The following is an 18,131-nucleotide window of genomic DNA, read 5'->3' on the forward strand; positions in this document are numbered from 1 at the left end:
CCCCGCTGTCAGGCCACCGGCCCACGCGGATAGCGGCGCAGCTTCTCGTTCAGCTCGCGCCCCGGAATCGGCCGGTCGAACAGGTAGCCCTGGCCGACGTCGCAGCGGTGCCGGCGCAGGAACGCCAGCTGTTCGGGCGTCTCGATCCCTTCGGCGACCACCTTGAGCTTGAGGTTGTGCGCCATGGCCACCACCGCCGAGGTGATTTCCATGTCGTCCTGGTTGTCGGGGATCTCGTTGATGAAGCTGCGATCGATCTTGATGATGTCGATCGGAAACTTCTTCAGGTAGCTCAGCGACGAGTAGCCGGTGCCGAAGTCGTCCATGGCCAGGGTCAGGCCCAGGGCCTTGAGCTCGTCGAGCTGGCGGTGGGTATCCTCGCTGGCCTCCAGTAGCAGGCCCTCGGTCAGCTCCAGCTCCAGCAGGTGTGGTGGCAGGGCTTCTTCCTTGAGGATGCCGCCGATCGAGCTGACCAGCTCAGGGTCGGAGAACTGCTTGGGCGACAGGTTGATGGCCACGTGCAGGTTGCCGAAGCCGGCCTCGCGCAGCTGCTGGCTCATGCGGCAGGCCTGGCGCACCACCCACTTGCCGATGGGGATGATCAGGCCGGTTTCCTCGGCCACGCTGATGAACTGGTCGGGGCGGATCATGCCGCGCTCGGGGTGGTTCCAGCGCAGCAGCGCTTCCAGGCCGAGCAGGCGGCCGCTGCGCAGGCACAGCTTGGGCTGGTAGAACACTTCCAGTTCGTTCTGGGTCAGGGCGCGGCGCAGGTTGTTCTCGACGAACAGCTTGTAACTGGCTTCGGCGTTGAGCACCTCGGTGAACACCTGGACCTGGTGCTTGCCGTTGGCCTTGGCCTTGTGCAGGGCCAGGCCCGCGTTCTTCATCAGCGTGGCCGGGTCGCTGCCGTGCAGTGGCGCGCAGGCCAGGCCGACGGAGGCGGTGACGTTGATCAGCTGGTTGTCGACGAACATCGGCTTGTCGAGGGTGCGCAGCAGCTGGTGGGCGACGCCCTGGCCGTCTTCCAGGGCGGTGTCGTCGAGCAGCACGGCGAACTCGTTGCTGGCGAAGCGCGCCAGGCTGCCACCGTTGCTCAGGCTGTTGCGCAGGCGCCGGGCCAGGCTGATCAGCAGCTTGTCGCCGGTTTGGTGGCCGAGGCTGTCGTTGATTCGCTTGAAGTTGTCGATGTCCACCAGCAGCAGGCAGATGGGAGTATTGCCGTCGCGGGCGAAGCGCTCGTCGAGGTTGCGGATGAACGCCGGGCGGTTGCCCAGATTGGTCAGGTTGTCCGTGTAGGCCAGGCGCTCGATGCGCTGCTGGGCCAGCTTGCTCTGGGTGACGTCTTCGTAGATGCCGATGTAGTGGGTCAGCTCGCGGTTGTCGCCGTACACCTTGGAGATCGACAACTGGCCCCAGTAAGGCTCGAGGTTCTTGCGCCGGCTCTTGAACTCGCCTTGCCAGCTGTTGCCCATGGCCAGGCTCGACGGCGAGTCGAACAGCAGCTCGCTGAGGTTTTCCAGGGCTGGCAGCTCGGCCAGGTGATGGCCCTGGACCTCTTCGGTGCTGTACTGGGTGATCGCCGTGAAGCTCGGGTTGACGTACTCCACCACGCCGTCGCAATTGACCAGCAGGAACGCGCTGGCGCTCTGCTCCACGGCGCGCTGGAACAGGTGCAGGGCGCTGGCGGCGGTGCGTCGGTTGTGGTTGTTGATGACCTGGGCGAACTGGTCGGCGAGCTCGCCGGCGAAGGCGATCTCATCCGTTTGCCAGGCCCGTGGCTGGCCTGTCTGTTCCAGGCACAGCACGCCGACCACTTGGCCGTCGATGCGGATGCTGGCGTCGAGCATGGCGTTGTCGGCGCTGCTGTACAGCGACTCGGCCATCTCGCGGGTGCGCGGGTCGTGGCTGGCATTGTGCGCGTCGATGGCACGACTGGCGTGCAGGGCCTCGAGGTAGTCGGGGAAGCGGCTGGCATCGATGGCTTCGGGCATGCGGTGCCGCTGCTCGCGGTGATACCAGGCGCTGATCGGCTCCAGGCGCTGGTCGTTGAGGTACCAGATGCTGGCGCAGTCGACCTTGTAGATCTCGCAGGCGCTGCGGGTGATCAGCTCGGCGGCCTCGAGCAGCGAGTTGCCGATGCTGTAGCGCTGGCGCGCCAGACGCAGGATCAGGTCCTGTTGGGCGCGGACCCGTTCCAGGTGCTCGAGCTGTTCCTGCTGGGCGCGTTGGTTCAGCTGCAGGGCCAGTTGCAGGCGGCTGTTGCGCGACTCGAGGTCGTTGGCGTCGGGGTTCGCGGCGTCATCGGCCTGTTCGTTCATCACCGTCAGGTAGCCGCGCAGCAACTGGCGGTTGTGCTGCTTGTAGCTTTCGCCGACTTCCAGCAGGCGCAGCGGCATCGGGTTGGCGTGCAGGGTGTAGCGCACCCGGTAGTAGCCACGCTGGGCCAGTTGCAACTGGATGTCGTCGTGCAGTTTGTAGCGGGCCTCGGGCTCCATCAGGCTGGCATAGGGCGAGCCGATCAGGGCGCAGAGTTCGGCGGCGGGCAGGCCGAACTGCCGGTCGCAGGCGGGGTCGAGGTAGAGCAGCGCCCAGCTGGCTTCGTTCAGCCGTTCGAAACGCAGCATGCCGAGCCGCGAGGGCACGGGAAGCTGCGTGACGACCTCGGCCGCCACACGGCTGGCGGCATCGGGTTGGCTTTTCATCGAAGACTCGCTTGAACAGGGGCGCGGCCTGGAGCACGGCGCATCGGGCAAGGTTGCATCATGTCCCCAGGGCTGGCAAGCGGCCGTGGGAGATGCTGTGAACAGGTTGTCGGCCAGTTGCATGAAATCTGTAGGAGATCACCCAACCCTTCGGGCTACGCTGTCGCGCAGGGAACTATCTCCTGTGGGAGCGGCCTTGCGTCGCGAAAGGGGCGCGTAGCGGCCCCAGATTCCGAGCCATCATCGAAATTGCCGGAGCTGCTACGCAGCCCTTTCGCGACGCAAGGCCGCTCCCACAGGGTCTAGCTAAATCAATAAGTTATGGTTTGTTCCATGAGAGCCAGCTTGCTGGCGAACCATGCACCTGGTCGCCAGCAAGCTGGCTCCTACAGGGCCGTGACATTCATGCGGACAAAAAAAGCCCCGCCAAATTGACGGGGTTGAGGTACGAGCGTGGCAGCTCGAAAACGGGGCTGCCCCTCCGGGGAGGGGCAGCGTGCAGCGTTACAGCAGCATGGTGCGGATGTCGCCCAGCACGTCGCCCAGGCGCTTGGTGAAGCGCGCGGCGGCGGCGCCATTGATCACGCGGTGATCGTAGGACAGCGACAGTGGCAGCATCAGCTTCGGCTGGAAGGCCTTGCCGTCCCAGACCGGCTGCATGGTGGCCTTGGAGACACCGAGGATCGCCACCTCAGGCGCGTTGACGATCGGCGTGAAGCCGGTGCCGCCAATGTGGCCGAGGCTGGAGATGGTGAAGCAGGCGCCCTGCATCTCGTCGGCCGAGAGCTTCTTGGTGCGGGCCTTCTCGGCCAGCGAAGCGGCTTCGGCAGCCAGTTGCAGCAGGCTCTTCTGGTCGACGTTCTTGATCACCGGGACCAGCAGGCCGTCCGGGGTGTCCACGGCGAAGCCGATGTGCACGTACTTCTTGCGGATGATCGCCTTGCCGCTTGGCGCCAGCGAGCTGTTGAAGTCCGGCAGTTCCTTGAGCAGGAAGGCGCAGGCCTTGAGCAGCAGTGGCAGCACGGTCAGCTTGACGCCGGCTTTCTCGGCCACGGCCTTCTGCGCGACGCGGAAGGCTTCCAGCTCGGTGATGTCGGCGGAGTCGAACTGGGTCACGTGCGGCACGTTCAGCCAGCTGCGGTGCAGGTTGGCGGCACCGACCTGCATCAGGCGGGTCAGGGCCACTTCCTCGACTTCACCGAACTTGCTGAAGTCCACGGCAGGGATCGGCGGGATGCCGGCACCACCGGTAGCACCGGCGGCTGGAGCTTCCTTGGCCTTCTGCATCATGGCCTTGACGTAAACCTGAACGTCTTCTTTCAGGATACGGCCGTGCGGGCCGGTGGCGGCGACCGCACCCAGGTCGACGCCGAATTCACGAGCCAGCTGGCGAACGGCAGGGCCGGCATGCACCTTGGCGTTGCTGCCGGCGGCCGGCGCGGTGGCGACCGGAGCTGGAGCAGGCGCAGCAGCCGGCGCGGCGGCGGCAGGTGCAGCGGCTGGGGCAGGAGCGGCAGCCGGAGCAGCAGCGGCCGGAGCCGGCGCTGCAGCAGGGGCGGCGCCTGCGGCCTTGATCTTGAAGATCAGGTCGCCGGTGCCCACTTCGTCTTCCAGCTTGCACAGCACGGCTTCGATCACGCCGGCGCTAGGCGACGGGATCTCCATGGAGGCCTTGTCGGACTCCAGGGTGATCAGCGACTGGTCGGCTTCGACGGTGTCGCCGACCTTGACCAGTACTTCGATGATCTTGGCCTTGCCCGACGAACCGATATCCGGCACGTGGATGTCCTGCACGCTGGCGGCAGCGGGGGCTGCGGCAGGAGCAGGGGCCGCTTCGGCAGCCGGTGCCGGGGCAGCAGCTGGAGCCGGGGCGGCAGCGGCCGGAGCCTCGGGCGCCGCAGCGGCGCCCTCGACTTCCAGGACCAGCAGCTCGTCGCCTTCTTTCAGGCGGTCGCCCAGCTTGACCTTCAGTTCCTTGACCACGCCGGCCTTCGGCGCGGGGATCTCCATGGAGGCCTTGTCGGACTCCAGGGTCAGCAGGCTCTGGTCAGCCTCGATACGGTCACCGACCTTGACGAACAGCTCGATGATTTCACCTTCACCGCTGCCGATGTCAGGTACGCGAATGAGTTCGCTCACTTAAAAATACTCCTCAGCAGTCCAGTGGGTTGCGCTTGTCCGGATCGATGCCGAACTTGACGATGGCGTCAGCGACAACCTTCGGTTCGATCTCGCCACGGTCAGCCAGGGCTTCCAGGGCAGCCAGCACCACGAAGTGGCGGTCGACTTCGAAGAAGTGACGCAGCTTCTTGCGGCTGTCGCTGCGACCGTAGCCATCGGTACCCAGGACCTTGAACTCTTTGCTCGGCACCCACTGGCGAATCTGCTCGGCGAACAGCTTCATGTAGTCGGTGGAGGCGATGACCGGGCCCTTGCGACCGGTCAGGCACTCTTCGACATAGGTCTGCTGAGGCTTCTGGCCAGGCTTGAGGCGGTTGGCGCGTTCCACGGCCAGGCCGTCGCGACGCAGCTCGTTGAAGCTGGTGACGCTCCACACGTCGGCGCCGACGTTGAACTCTTCACGCAGGATCTTCGCCGCTTCGCGGACTTCGCGCAGGATGGTGCCGGAGCCCATCAGTTGCACGTGGTGCGCGGCTTCGCGGGTGTCTTCCTCGAGCAGGTACATGCCCTTGATGATGCCTTCCTCGGCGCCGGCCGGCATGGCGGGCTGCTGGTAGGATTCGTTCATCACGGTGATGTAGTAGAAGATGTCCTGTTGCTCTTCGGTCATCTTCTTCATGCCGTCCTGGATGATCACCGCCAGCTCGTAGCCGTAGGTCGGATCGTAGGTGCGGCAGTTCGGGATGGTGCCCGCCATGATGTGGCTGTGACCGTCTTCGTGCTGCAGGCCTTCACCGTTGAGGGTGGTACGGCCGGCGGTACCGCCGATCAGGAAGCCACGGGTGCGGCTGTCGCCGGCGGCCCAGGCCAGGTCGCCGATGCGCTGGAAACCGAACATCGAGTAGAAGATGTAGAACGGCAGCATCGGCTGGTTGTGGCAGCTGTACGAGGTGCCGGCAGCGATGAACGACGACATGGCGCCGGCTTCGTTGATGCCTTCCTCGAGGATCTGGCCCTTCTTGTCTTCGCGGTAGAACATCACCTGGTCTTTATCGACAGGCTCGTAGAGCTGGCCGACCGACGAGTAGATGCCCAGCTGGCGGAACATGCCTTCCATGCCGAAGGTACGGGCTTCGTCCGGGATGATCGGGACGATGCGCTGGCCGATGTCCTTGTCCTTGACCAGCTGCGCCAGGATGCGCACGAAGGCCATGGTGGTGGAGATTTCGCGGTCGCCCGAACCGTCCAGGATCGCTTTCAGCGTTTCCAGTGGCGGGGTCGGCACGCTGAAGCTCTTGGCACGGCGCTGCGGCACGAAGCCACCCAGGGCGGCGCGGCGCTCGGCCAGGTACTTGGCTTCGGCCGAACCTTCTTCCGGGCGGAAGAACGGCAGGTTCTCGAGGTCGGCATCCTTGACCGGGATGTCGAAGCGGTCACGGAAGTGACGCAGGCTGTCGACGTCGACCTTCTTGGTGTTGTGCGCGGTGTTCTTGGCTTCGCCGGCACCGGTACCGTAACCCTTGATGGTCTTGGCCAGGATGACGGTCGGCTGATCCTTGTGGTTCACGGCCTGGTGGTACGCCGCGTAGACCTTGTACGGGTCGTGGCCGCCACGGTTGAGTTTCCAGATCTCGTCGTCGGACAGGTCTTCGACCATGGCCTTGAGCTCTGGGGTGTTGAAGAAGTTCTCACGGACGTACGCGCCGTCCTTGGCCTTGTAGTTCTGGTACTCGCCGTCGATGACTTCGTCCATGCGGCGCTGCAGGGCACCGTTGGTGTCCTTGGCCAGCAGTGGGTCCCAGAAGCGGCCCCAGACGACTTTGTTGACGTTCCAGCCACCGCCACGGAACACGCCTTCGAGTTCCTGGATGATCTTGCCGTTGCCGCGAACCGGGCCGTCGAGGCGCTGCAGGTTGCAGTTGATGACGAAGATCAGGTTGTCCAGCTTCTCGCGGCCGGCCAGGGCGATCGCGCCCAGGGATTCCGGCTCGTCGCACTCGCCGTCGCCCATGAAGCACCAGACCTTCTGCTTGCCGGCCGGGATGAAGCCACGGGCTTCCAGGTACTTCATGAAGCGCGCCTGGTAGATGGCCTGGATCGGGCCCAGACCCATCGATACGGTCGGGAACTGCCAGAAATCAGGCATCAGCCATGGGTGCGGGTACGACGACAGGCCTTGGCCATCCACTTCCTGGCGGAAGTTGTTCATCTGGTCTTCGCTGATGCGGCCTTCCATGAAGGCGCGGGCGTAGACACCTGGCGAGGCGTGGCCCTGGAAGAAGATCAGGTCGCCGCCGTGTTCTTCGGTCGGGGCCTGGAAGAAGTAGTTGAAGCCGATGTCGTACAGCGTGGCGCTGGAAGCGAAGCTGGAAATGTGACCACCCAGGTCCGAGTCGCGCAGGTTGGTGCGCATGACCATGGCCAGGGCGTTCCAACGCACCATCGAGCGGATGCGGCGTTCCATGAACAGGTCGCCAGGCATGCGTGCTTCGTGGGTGACAGGGATGGTGTTGCGGTACGGCGTGGTGATGGCATACGGCAGCTGCGAGCCACTACGGGTGGCCAGCTCGCCCATACGGGTCATCAGGTAATGAGCGCGGTCTTCGCCTTCTTTGTCGAGGACCGACTCCAGGGCATCCAGCCATTCCTGGGTTTCGATTGGATCGAGGTCTTGCATGGCTTGCTCCAGGGCGGAAAGGCCACCAGAATCGATGGCCTGAGTTTGCGACTGGCCTTATGGGCAGACGTCGTGAATTCTTGGATTACCGGACAGTCATCCGGCGCGGTGTAGTTTTACTACAAATGGATTCGCATTTCATGCTTTGGCGTATCAGGAGTAGTAGTAAAACTACACAAATGCGACGTTTGGTCGCATCCCGGGTTGTGAGGAAAAACGTTCATGTTGGTTGTGAGCATGTCGCGAATGGGTGATTCTTGATGGGTTTTGCCAATTTTTCGTCTTTTTCGGCTATTTACAACTTTTGTACGACAGTCCAACCGTGCTCCAGCTCCCGTTTCAGCCCCTCAACCGCTCTCTTTCACGCCGATCAAGGATAGACCATGCGCCTGCCTTTGCCGCTCGATCTGCCTGCCGCCCTTCAACCACTGGTCGCCCGCAATGAACAGTTCCTGCGTGATGCCCTGGCTGGCCATCCTGATCTGGACTTCGACACGCTGAGCGCCGAGCATCGGCGCCAGTTCGGCCAGGTGGCCGCTGCCAGCGACTTCGTCCTGGTCCAGACCCAGCGCGACCCGGCGATGCTGTTCGAGCTGCTGACGAGCGGGGCGATGGATCGCGCCTATGCGCCGGGGCGGCTGCGCGAGCACATCAATGCCGCCGCCCTGGCCGCGCAGGGCGAGGACGAACTGGCGCGCAACCTGCGTCGCGAGCGCAATCGCCAGCAGCTGCGCATCATCTGGCGCGACATCACGCGACAGGCGGCGCTGGCCGAGACCTGCCGCGACCTGTCCGACCTGGCCGACGCCAGCATCGATGAAGCCTATCAATGGCTGTATCCGCGCCATTGCCAGCAGTTCGGCACGCCCATCGGCAACCGCAGCGGCCAGCCCCAGCACATGGTGGTGCTGGGCATGGGCAAGCTTGGCGCGGTGGAGCTGAACCTGTCGTCCGACATCGACCTGATCTTCGCCTTCCCCGAGGGCGGCGAGACCGAGGGGGTCAAGCGCTCGCTGGACAACCAGGAGTTCTTCACCCGTCTGGGCCAGCGCCTGATCAAGGCCCTCGACCCGGTGACCGTCGACGGTTTCGTGTTTCGCGTCGACATGCGCCTGCGCCCCTACGGCTCGGCCGGCGCGCTGGTGCTCAGCTTCAATGCCCTGGAGCAGTACTACCAGGACCAGGGGCGCGACTGGGAACGCTACGCCATGATCAAGGCGCGGGTGGTGGCCGGCGACCAGGCCGCTGGCGCGCAGCTACAGGAGATGCTGCGGCCGTTCGTCTACCGGCGCTACCTGGACTTCTCCGCCATCGAGGCGCTGCGCACCATGAAGCAGCTGATCCAGCAGGAAGTGCGGCGCAAGGGCATGGCCGACAACATCAAGCTCGGTGCCGGTGGCATCCGCGAGGTGGAGTTCATCGCCCAGGCCTTCCAGCTGATTCACGGTGGCCGTGACCTGAGCCTGCAGCAGCGCCCCCTGTTGAAGGTGCTGGCGACCCTGGAGGGGCAGGGCTACCTGCCACCGGCCGTGGTGACCGAGCTGCGCGAGGGCTATGAATTCCTGCGCTACACCGAGCACGCCATCCAGGCCATCGCCGACCGCCAGACGCAGATGCTGCCCGACGACGAAACCGATCGCGCGCGCATCGCCTATATGCTCGGCTACGCCGACTGGAATGCCTTCCACGACCAGCTCATGCAGTGGCGCGAGCGCATCGACTGGCATTTCCGCCAGGTGATCGCCGACCCGGACGAAGACGAGGCCGAGGGCGAGCTGGTGGTCGGCGGCGAATGGTCGCCACTTTGGGAACAGGTCCAGGACGAAGACGCCGCCGGGCGCCAGTTGGAAGAGGCCGGTTTCCGCCAGCCCGCCGAGGCCTTGCGTCGGCTCAACGCCTTGCGGGTCAGCCCGACCCTGCGCTCGATGCAGCGCATCGGGCGCGAGCGCCTGGACGCTTTCATTCCGCGCCTGCTGGCCCAGGCGGTCGAGCACGACAACCCAGACCTGGTACTGGAGCGCGTGCTGCCGCTGGTCGAGGCCGTGGCCCGGCGTTCGGCCTACCTGGTGCTGCTCACCGAGAACCCCGGCGCTTTGCGCCGACTGCTGACCTTGTGCGCCGCCAGCCCATGGATCGCCGAGCAGATCGCCCGTTACCCGCTGCTGCTCGATGAGCTGCTCAACGAGGGCCGGCTGTTCAGCCCGCCGCTGGCGCCGGAGCTGGCCGCCGAGCTGCGCGAACGCCTGACGCGCATCCCCGAGGACGACCTGGAACAGCAGATGGAGGCCCTGCGCCACTTCAAGCTGGCCCACAGTCTGCGGGTGGCGGCCTCGGAGATCAGCGGCAACCTGCCGTTGATGAAGGTCAGCGACTACCTGACCTGGCTGGCCGAGGCGATTCTCGACCAGGTGCTGGCCCTGGCCTGGCGCCAGACCGTGGCGCGTCATGGGCAACCGCGAAAAAGCGACGGCAGCCTGTGCGACCCGGGCTTCATCATCGTCGGCTACGGCAAGGTCGGCGGCATCGAACTGGGCCATGGCTCGGACCTGGACCTGGTGTTCATCCATGACGGCGACCCGAACGCCGAAACCGACGGCGCCAAGCCCATCGACGGCGCGCAGTTCTTCACCCGCCTGGGCCAGCGCATCATCCACCTGCTGACCACCCAGACCAACTCCGGCCAGCTCTACGACGTGGACATGCGCCTGCGCCCATCCGGTGCCTCGGGCCTGCTGGTGAGTTCGCTGGGCGCCTTCGAGCGCTACCAGCAGAACGAAGCCTGGACCTGGGAGCACCAGGCGCTGGTGCGGGCCCGGGTGCTGGTGGGCTGCAAGCAAGTGGCCGGTGCCTTCGAGACGGTGCGTGCCAAGGTGCTCGGCCAGCCTCGAGACCTGGACAAGCTGCGCGCCGAAGTGAGCGAGATGCGCGCCAAGATGCGCGACAACCTGGGCACCAAGGCCACTGCCGCAGGCACTGCGGCCAACGCCTTCGAGGCCGGCCAGCCGTTCGATATCAAGCAGGATGCCGGCGGTATCGTGGACATCGAATTTATGGTGCAATACGCCGCTTTGGCCTGGTCCCACGACCATCCGGCCATACTGCGCTGGACCGACAACATCCGCATTCTCGAAGAGCTGGAGCAGGCTGGACTGATGCCCGGCGCCGACGCCGTGCTGCTACGCGAGGTGTACAAGGCGTTCCGCTCGGCGTCGCACCGCCAGGCCCTGCAGAAGCAGGCCGGGGTGATCGATGCGGCGCAGTTTGTCGATGAGCGTCGTGAGGTAAGGCGGATCTGGGGTGAACTGGGTCTGACTTGAGATTTTGGGGCCGCTGTGCGGCCCTTTCGCGACACAAGGCCGCTCCTACAGGGAACGCAATCCTTTGTAGGAGCGGCCTTGTGTCGCGAAAGGGCTGCGTAGCAGCCCCAAGGAACGTCGTCTCACCACCGGTGGTACACTGTCCGCCACATAGCCTGAATATAAAGAGGGGAGGCCAGGTTGTAGCGCAGCCTGCAGCCTCCCCGAATGTTTCTGGATAACGCATGAGAATACTGATCATTGGCCCCAGCTGGGTCGGCGACATGGTGATGGCGCAGACCCTGTTCCAGTGCCTCAAACAGCAGCACCCCGATTGCGTGATCGATGTGCTGGCGCCCGAGTGGAGCCGCCCGATCCTCGAACGCATGCCCGAGGTGCGCCAGGCCTTGAGCTTCCCGCTCGGCCACGGCGCGCTGGAGCTGGCCACGCGCCGGCGCATCGGCAAGTCGCTGGCCGGCCAGTACGACCAGGCGATCCTGCTGCCCAACTCGCTCAAGTCGGCGCTGGTGCCGTACTTCGCCGGCATCCCCAAGCGCACCGGCTGGCGTGGCGAGATGCGCTACCTGCTGCTCAACGACGTGCGCAAGCTGGACAAGGCCCGCTATCCGCTGATGATCGAGCGCTTCATGGCCCTGGCCTACGCGCCGGACGCCGAGTTGCCCAAACCGTATCCGCGCCCGAGCCTGCAGATCGAGACCGCGAGCCGCGACGCCGCCCTGGCCAAGTTCGGGCTGGAGCTGGACCGCCCGGTGCTGGCCCTGTGCCCTGGCGCCGAGTTTGGCGAGGCCAAGCGCTGGCCGGCCGAGCACTACGCCAGCGTTGCCGATGCGATGATCCGCCAGGGCTGGCAGGTCTGGCTGTTCGGTTCGAAGAACGACCACCCGGTCGGCGAGCAGATTCGCGAGCGCCTGATCCCGGGCCTGCGCGAGGAGTCGTGCAACCTGGCCGGCGAAACCTCCCTGGCCGAGGCCATCGACCTGATGTCCTGCGCCAGTGCGGTGGTCTCCAACGATTCGGGGCTGATGCACGTGGCCGCCGCGCTCAATCGCCCGCTGGTGGCGGTGTACGGTTCGACTTCGCCGGGCTTCACCCCGCCGCTGGCCGAACAGGTGGAAGTGGTGCGCACCGGCATCGAGTGCAGCCCATGCTTCGAGCGCACCTGCCGCTTCGGCCACTACAACTGCCTGCGCCTGCTGGAACCGGAGAAAGTCATCGCCGCCCTGCACAGCCTCGACGGGCCGAGCCTGATCGACACCGTGGCCGAGGTCGACTGAGTGCGGGTACTGATCATCAAGACGTCGTCGCTGGGCGACGTTATCCACACCCTGCCGGCGCTGACCGACGCGGCCCATGCCATTCCCGGCATTCGTTTCGACTGGGTGGTGGAAGAGGGTTTCGCCGAGATCCCCAGCTGGCACCCCGCGGTCGACCAGGTGATTCCGGTGGCGATCCGCCGCTGGCGCAAGAACCTCTGGCAGACGCTCAAGAGCGGTGAGTGGAAGGCCTTCAAACAGCGCCTGCGCGAGCACAGGTACGACCTGGTGATCGACGCCCAGGGCCTGGTCAAGTCGGCCTGGCTGACCCGCTACGTGAAGGCGCCGGTGGCCGGCCTGGATCGCTATTCGGCGCGCGAGGGCCTGGCCAGTCGCTTCTATGACCGGCGCCTGTCGGTCGCCGTCGGCCAGCATGCCGTGGAGCGTGTGCGCCAGCTGTTCGCCATGGCCCTGGCCTACGACCTGCCGGAAGGGCTGGGCAACTACGGCCTCGACCTCAACCGCCTGCAACTGCCGCCTGCCGCGCCCTACGTGGTGTTCCTGCACGGCACCACCTGGGCCACCAAGCACTGGCCCGAAGCCTACTGGCGCGAGCTGGCCGAGCGCATGGGCCGACGCAAGCTGCAAGTGATGCTGCCGTGGGGCAACCCGGCGGAGAAGGCCCGCGCCGAACGCATTGCCCAAGGCTTGAACAATTGCCAGGTGCTGCCCAAGTTGAACCTGGCGGGTGTGGCCCGCGTGCTGGCGGCGGCCAAGGCCTGCGTGGCGGTGGATACCGGCCTGGGCCACCTGGCCGCCGCCCTGGATGTGCCGACCATCTCGCTGTTCGGCCCCACCAACCCTGGTCTGACCGGTGCCTACGGACGCGCCCAGATCCACCAGGCGAGCGACTTCCCCTGCGCCCCGTGCCTGCAGAAGAAGTGCACCTACAAACCGAGCGCCGAGGACCTGCGCCGGTTCGATCTCAAACGCGAGTGGCCGCTGTGCTTCACTCGCCTGAATCCCGAGCATGTGGCGGGCCGCTTGAGCGCGCTGCTGCTGGCTGAGGATGTTCGTTGATGCAACTGGCTTTTGTGCTCTACAAGTATTTCCCCTTTGGCGGGCTGCAGCGCGACTTCATGCGCATCGCCCTCGAGTGCCAGCAGCGTGGACACCAGATCCGCGTGTACACGCTGATCTGGGAAGGCGACATTCCACCGGGCTTCGAGGTGCTGGTGGCGCCGGTCAAGGCGCTGTTCAACCATCGCCGCAACGAGAAGCTCAGTGCCTGGATGGCCGCCGACCTGGCCAAGCGCCCGGTCGATCGCCTGATCGGCTTCAACAAGATGCCTGGTCTGGATGTCTACTATGCCGCTGACGGCTGCTTCGAGGACAAGGCCCAGACCCTGCGCGGTGGCCTGTACCGTCGCTGGGGCCGCTACCGCCATTTCGCCGAGTACGAGCGGGCGGTGTTCGCCAGGGACGCACGCACCGAGATCCTGATGATCTCCGAGGTGCAGCAGCCGCTGTTCATCAAGCATTACGACACCCCCGAGGCACGTTTCCACTTGCTGCCGCCGGGCATTTCCCAGGATCGCCGGCGCCCCGCCGACGCCGATGCCATTCGCGCCGATTTTCGCAAGGAGTTCGGCCTGGCCGACGATGAGCTGCTGCTGGTGCAGATCGGCTCGGGCTTCAAGACCAAGGGCGTGGATCGCAGCCTCAAGGCCCTGGCGGCATTGCCCTCGGCACTGCGCAAGCGCACCAGGCTGATGGTCATCGGCCAGGACGACCCCAAGCTGTTCCAGGTGCAGAGCACGGCCCTGGGCCTGGGCGACCAGGTACAGTTCCTCAAGGGGCGCAGCGATATTCCGCGCTTCCTGCTCGGCGCCGACCTGCTGATCCACCCGGCCTACAACGAGAACACCGGCACCGTGCTGCTCGAAGCGCTGGTCGCCGGCCTGCCGGTGCTGGTGTCCAAGGTCTGCGGCTATGCCCACTACATCGCCGAGGCCGACAGCGGCCTGGTGCTGGACGAGCCGTTCGAACAGGACCAGCTCAACCACTACCTGCAACGCATGCTCGAAGACGCCGGGGCCCGCGCGGCCTGGTCGCGCAACGGCGTGGCCTTTGCCGAGACCGCCGACCTGTACAGCATGCCGCAGCATGCCGCCGACGTGATCCTTGGTCAGGAGACCGCATGAAGCTGATACTGGCCGAACCGTTCAAGCGCCTGTGGGCCGGGCGCGACCCCTTCGAGGCCGTCGAGGGCCTGCAGGGCGAGGTGTACCGCGAGCTTGAAGGCCGCCGCACGCTGCGCACCGAGGTCGATGGCGCGGGCTTCTTCGTCAAGATCCACCGGGGCATCGGCTGGGGCGAGATCTTCAAGAACCTGTTCAGCGCCAAGCTGCCGGTGCTCGGCGCCGGCCAGGAGTGGCAGGCCATCCAGCGCCTGCATGAAGTCGGCGTGCCGACCATGACCGCGGTCGCCTACGGCGAGCGTGGCGGCAACCCGGCCACCCAGCACTCGTTCATCATCACCGAGGAACTGGCGCCGACCATCAGCCTGGAAGATTTCAGCCTCGACTGGGTCAAGCAGCCACCCGAGCCGCGCCTGAAACGCGCGCTGATCGCCGAAGTGGCGAAGATGACCGGCGGCATGCACCGCGCCGGGGTCAATCACCGCGACTGCTATATCTGCCACTTCCTGCTGCACACCGACCGTCCGGTGACGGCGGATGATTTCAAGCTGTCGGTGATCGACCTGCACCGCGCCCAGACCCGGGCCAGGATCAGCCGCCGCTGGCGCGACAAGGACCTGGCCGCCCTGTACTTCTCGGCCCTGGACATCGGCCTGACCCGGCGCGACAAGCTGCGCTTCCTGCGCGGCTACTTCCAGCGCCCGCTGCGCCAGGTGCTCCAGGACGAGGCCGCGCTGCTCGCCTGGCTGGAGCGCAAGGCGCAGAAACTCTACGACCGCAAGCAACGTTACGGGGACGCACTCTGATGGCGAGCTGGAACCTGGCGCCGGAGTACGCGCACCTGGCCGCCGACTTCGGCAGCCTCGATGCGGTGTTCGCCATCACGGGCGAGCGCCTGACCCGTGACCCGCTGAGCGAGGTCATCCGCATCGAGCGCGACGGGGTCAACTATTACGTCAAACGCTACACCGGCGCCGGCAAGCACATGCGCCGCTACCTGGGCCGGCCACGGGTCAAGGCCGAATGGCAGAACCTCAAGCAGTTCGCCAAGTGGGGCATTCCCACCGCCGATGTGGTCGCCTGGGGCCTGGAGCGCCAGGGCCTGGCTTTTGGCCGTGGGGCGATGATCACCCGCGAGCTGCCGCGTACCGAAGACCTTTCGGCCCTGGCCGAGCGCAATGACCCGCGCCTGCGCGATGCGGCCTGGGTCGACCATGTCAGCCGCCAGCTGGCCCGGCATACCCGGGTGATGCACGATCACCACTTTGCCCACAACGACCTGAAATGGCGCAACCTGCTGGTGGACGACGAAGGCACGCTATTCTTCATCGACTGCCCGACCGGCGATTTCTGGCGCGGCTTCATGCTGCGCCACCGGCTGATCAAGGATCTGGCGTGCCTGGACAAGGTTGCCAAGTATCACCTGTCGGCGACCCAGCGCCTGCGCTTCTACCTGCGCTATCGCGGGCACGCGCGCTTGCACGCGCGTGACAAGAAGCGCATCCGCCAGGTGCTGAGCTTTTTCGAGGGAAGGGAATGACCGATTACCTGGCCAGCGCCGATCAGGCGCTGCTGCAACGTCACGGCCTGGGCGATTTCGAGGCGCTCTGGGCCCTGCAGCTGGACGCCGTCGACGAGCCCAACACCGGTCGTGGCGGCTGGAGCAGCGTGTTCCGCCTGGAGCTGGAGGGCAAGGGCTACTACCTCAAGCGCCAGAGCGACTACTTCACCCGCAGCCTGCAGCGGCCCTTCGGCGAGCCGACCTTCGCTCGCGAGTTTCGCAACATCAGCCGTTACCAGAAGCTCGATATCCCGGCCTTGCAGGCGGTGTTCTACGGCGAGCGCAAGCAGGGTGGCCAGCACCGGGCGATCCTGATGACCCGGGCACTGGACGAGTGGACCGACCTGGAACAATGGCTGGGTCGCTGGCAGCAACTGCCTGTCGAGCAGCGCCAGGGCATTCTCCAGGCCTGCGGCCAGCTGGCCCGGACCCTGCACGGCGCCGGGCAGATGCACGGCTGTTTCTATCCCAAGCACATCTTCCTGCGCGAACGTCGCGAGGGTTGGCAGGCTCAGCTGATCGACCTGGAGAAGACCCGACCGCTGTTGTTCGGCATGCGTGACCGGGTCAAGGACCTGGAGCCGCTGCTGCGCCGCGCTCGGGCCTGGGACGAGGCGGACGTGCGCGTGCTGCTGGCCGCCTACCTGGAGCAACCGGCCACCAGCGCGCTGGTATCCACCTGGCTGCAACGCCTGACGCAACGCCGTCGCCACAAAGAGGCCCGCTGATGCGCCTGTCTGAACTCAAGGATGCCGGGCGTAGCCCGGCATTGCCCCTGACCGTCACCCTCGCCGACGCTGCCGGTAGCGCCGACCTGCAACTGCTCAGCCTGCTGCGCGTGCTGCCGGGGCAGCGTTATGTCGGCGCCGGTATCTGGCGCGGAACCAAGGTGCTGGCCAAGCTGCTGGTCGGCGCCAATGCCGCCCGTCACTTCCAGCGTGAACGGGACGGCGCTCGACTGATGGCCGAGCAGGGCCTGACCACCCCACGCCTGCTGGCCGATGGCCTGAAGGATGGCGAGGGCGGCTGGCTGCTGTTCGAGTACCTCGACCATGCCGAAAGCCTGGGCGATGCCTGGGCCAGGGTGGAGCACCTGCCGATGCTCGCCGACGAGCAGCACCAGGTGCTGGGCGAGGCGCTGACCGCGGTGGCGCAAATGCATGCCAAGGGCCTGTGGCAGGAAGACCTGCACCTGGACAACCTGCTGCGCCAGGACGGCCAGCTGTACCTGATCGATGGCGCCGGCATCAAGGCCGAGACGCCCGGTCAGCAGCTGTCGCGCCAGCGCGTGCTGGAAAACCTCGGGGTGTTCTTCGCCCAGTTGCCCAAGCGCCTGGAGCCCTTCATCGAAGAGGCGCTGGTGCACTACGTGCTGGCCAACGCCGAGCATGCGCTGCCACTGGAGGCGCTGCAGAAGCAGGTGGACAAGGTGCGCGCCTGGCGGCTGAAGGACTACCTGGACAAGGCCGGGCGCGAGTGCACGCTGTTCAGCGTCGAGCGCAGTCTTGCCGGGCTGCGGGCGATCCGCCGTGGCGAGGTCGAGGCGCTGCGGCCGGTGCTGGAACAGGCCGATGCGCTGATCGACCAGGGCCACCTGTACAAGACCGGTGGCGCGGCCAGCGTGGCGCGTATCGAGGTCGCTGGGCGCAAACTGGTGCTCAAGCGCTACAACATCAAGAACACCGCCCACTGGTTCAAGCGTTTCTGGCGCCCGAGCCGGGCCTGGCATTCGTGGATCGAGGGCCATCGCCTGGAGTTCCTCGACATCGCCACGCCGCGACCGCTGGCGGTGCTCGAGCAACGGGTGATGGGCCTGCGCAGCACGGCCTACCTGGTGACCGAGTATGCCGATGGGCCGGACCTGATCGAATGCTTCGCGCCCTTCGTGCAAAGCGGCGAGGCGCCTGACGAGCAGGTCGAGGCGCTGGTGCGGGTGATGCAGCAGCTGATCCGCGAGCGCATCAGCCATGGCGATTTCAAGGGGCACAACCTGTTCTGGCAGAACGGGGAGTGGTCGTTGATCGACCTGGATGCCATGTGCCAGCACGCCACCCAGCTCAGCTTCGCTCCCGCTTTTGCCCGTGATCGGACAAGGTTGCTGCGCAACTGGCCGAGCAGCAGCGCGCTGCACCAGCGACTGGACCAGGCGTTGCCGCGCTTGGCTGATTGAACGATCGGTTGACGGGCCCCCTGTAGGAGCGGCCTTGTGTCGCGAAAGGGCTGCGCAGCGGCCCCAGGATTTCAGCGTTGATGCAAAGATCGCCGGGGCTGCTTTGCAGCCCTTTCGCGGCACGAGGCC

Annotated in this window: 11 protein-coding genes; 8 read left to right on the forward strand and 3 right to left on the reverse strand. The window is 65.8% G+C overall.

Annotated elements, in window-relative coordinates:
* Positions 1–8 precede the first annotated feature (8 nt).
* From ACYUME_RS02020 to aceE, 3 genes are all read right to left on the reverse strand, one after another.
* Complete coding sequence (locus tag ACYUME_RS02020; RefSeq protein ID WP_460417942.1) at positions 9–2,702, reverse strand: putative bifunctional diguanylate cyclase/phosphodiesterase; 2,694 nt, start codon at positions 2,700–2,702, stop codon at positions 9–11.
* A gap of 504 nt (positions 2,703–3,206) precedes the next feature.
* Positions 3,207–4,841, reverse strand: coding sequence for a dihydrolipoyllysine-residue acetyltransferase (gene aceF, locus ACYUME_RS02025; protein ID WP_460417943.1), 1,635 nt, complete (start codon positions 4,839–4,841; stop codon positions 3,207–3,209).
* A 13-nt stretch (positions 4,842–4,854) separates the two neighbouring features.
* Positions 4,855–7,500, reverse strand: a complete 2,646-nt coding sequence (gene aceE / locus ACYUME_RS02030; RefSeq protein ID WP_279884058.1) for a pyruvate dehydrogenase (acetyl-transferring), homodimeric type — start codon at positions 7,498–7,500, stop codon at positions 4,855–4,857.
* 383 nt (positions 7,501–7,883) lie between these two features.
* Between aceE and glnE the strand changes: the two genes are divergently transcribed.
* From glnE to ACYUME_RS02070, 8 genes are all read left to right on the forward strand, one after another.
* A complete protein-coding gene (gene glnE, locus ACYUME_RS02035) occupies positions 7,884–10,817 on the forward strand; it encodes a bifunctional [glutamate--ammonia ligase]-adenylyl-L-tyrosine phosphorylase/[glutamate--ammonia-ligase] adenylyltransferase (protein WP_460417944.1) in 2,934 nt (977 codons plus the stop codon).
* Positions 10,818–11,041: 224 nt separating this feature from the next.
* Complete coding sequence (waaF, locus tag ACYUME_RS02040) at positions 11,042–12,091, forward strand: lipopolysaccharide heptosyltransferase II (protein ID WP_460417945.1); 1,050 nt, start codon at positions 11,042–11,044, stop codon at positions 12,089–12,091.
* Complete coding sequence (gene waaC / locus ACYUME_RS02045) at positions 12,092–13,150, forward strand: lipopolysaccharide heptosyltransferase I (protein WP_279884053.1); 1,059 nt, start codon at positions 12,092–12,094, stop codon at positions 13,148–13,150. It begins immediately after the preceding gene.
* On the forward strand, positions 13,150–14,274 hold the full coding sequence (locus ACYUME_RS02050) for a glycosyltransferase family 4 protein (protein ID WP_460417946.1): 1,125 nt from the start codon (positions 13,150–13,152) through the stop codon (positions 14,272–14,274). The genes waaC and ACYUME_RS02050 overlap by 1 nt, the downstream gene beginning before the upstream one ends.
* The gene (rfaP, locus tag ACYUME_RS02055) at positions 14,271–15,077 is read left to right on the forward strand and encodes a lipopolysaccharide core heptose(I) kinase RfaP (protein WP_279884049.1); all 807 of its coding nucleotides are present in this window, start codon (positions 14,271–14,273) and stop codon (positions 15,075–15,077) included. The genes ACYUME_RS02050 and rfaP overlap by 4 nt, the downstream gene beginning before the upstream one ends.
* Positions 15,077–15,811, forward strand: a complete 735-nt coding sequence (locus tag ACYUME_RS02060; RefSeq protein WP_279884047.1) for a lipopolysaccharide kinase InaA family protein — start codon at positions 15,077–15,079, stop codon at positions 15,809–15,811. The genes rfaP and ACYUME_RS02060 overlap by 1 nt, the downstream gene beginning before the upstream one ends.
* Positions 15,808–16,560 carry a lipopolysaccharide kinase InaA family protein gene (locus ACYUME_RS02065; RefSeq protein ID WP_460417947.1) on the forward strand — a complete coding sequence of 251 codons (753 nt, stop codon included), beginning with the start codon at positions 15,808–15,810 and terminating at the stop codon, positions 16,558–16,560. The genes ACYUME_RS02060 and ACYUME_RS02065 overlap by 4 nt, the downstream gene beginning before the upstream one ends.
* On the forward strand, positions 16,560–18,002 hold the full coding sequence (locus ACYUME_RS02070; protein WP_460417948.1) for a lipopolysaccharide kinase InaA family protein: 1,443 nt from the start codon (positions 16,560–16,562) through the stop codon (positions 18,000–18,002). The genes ACYUME_RS02065 and ACYUME_RS02070 overlap by 1 nt, the downstream gene beginning before the upstream one ends.
* Positions 18,003–18,131 lie beyond the last annotated feature (129 nt).

The organism is Pseudomonas sp. microsymbiont 2, assembly GCF_054788395.1.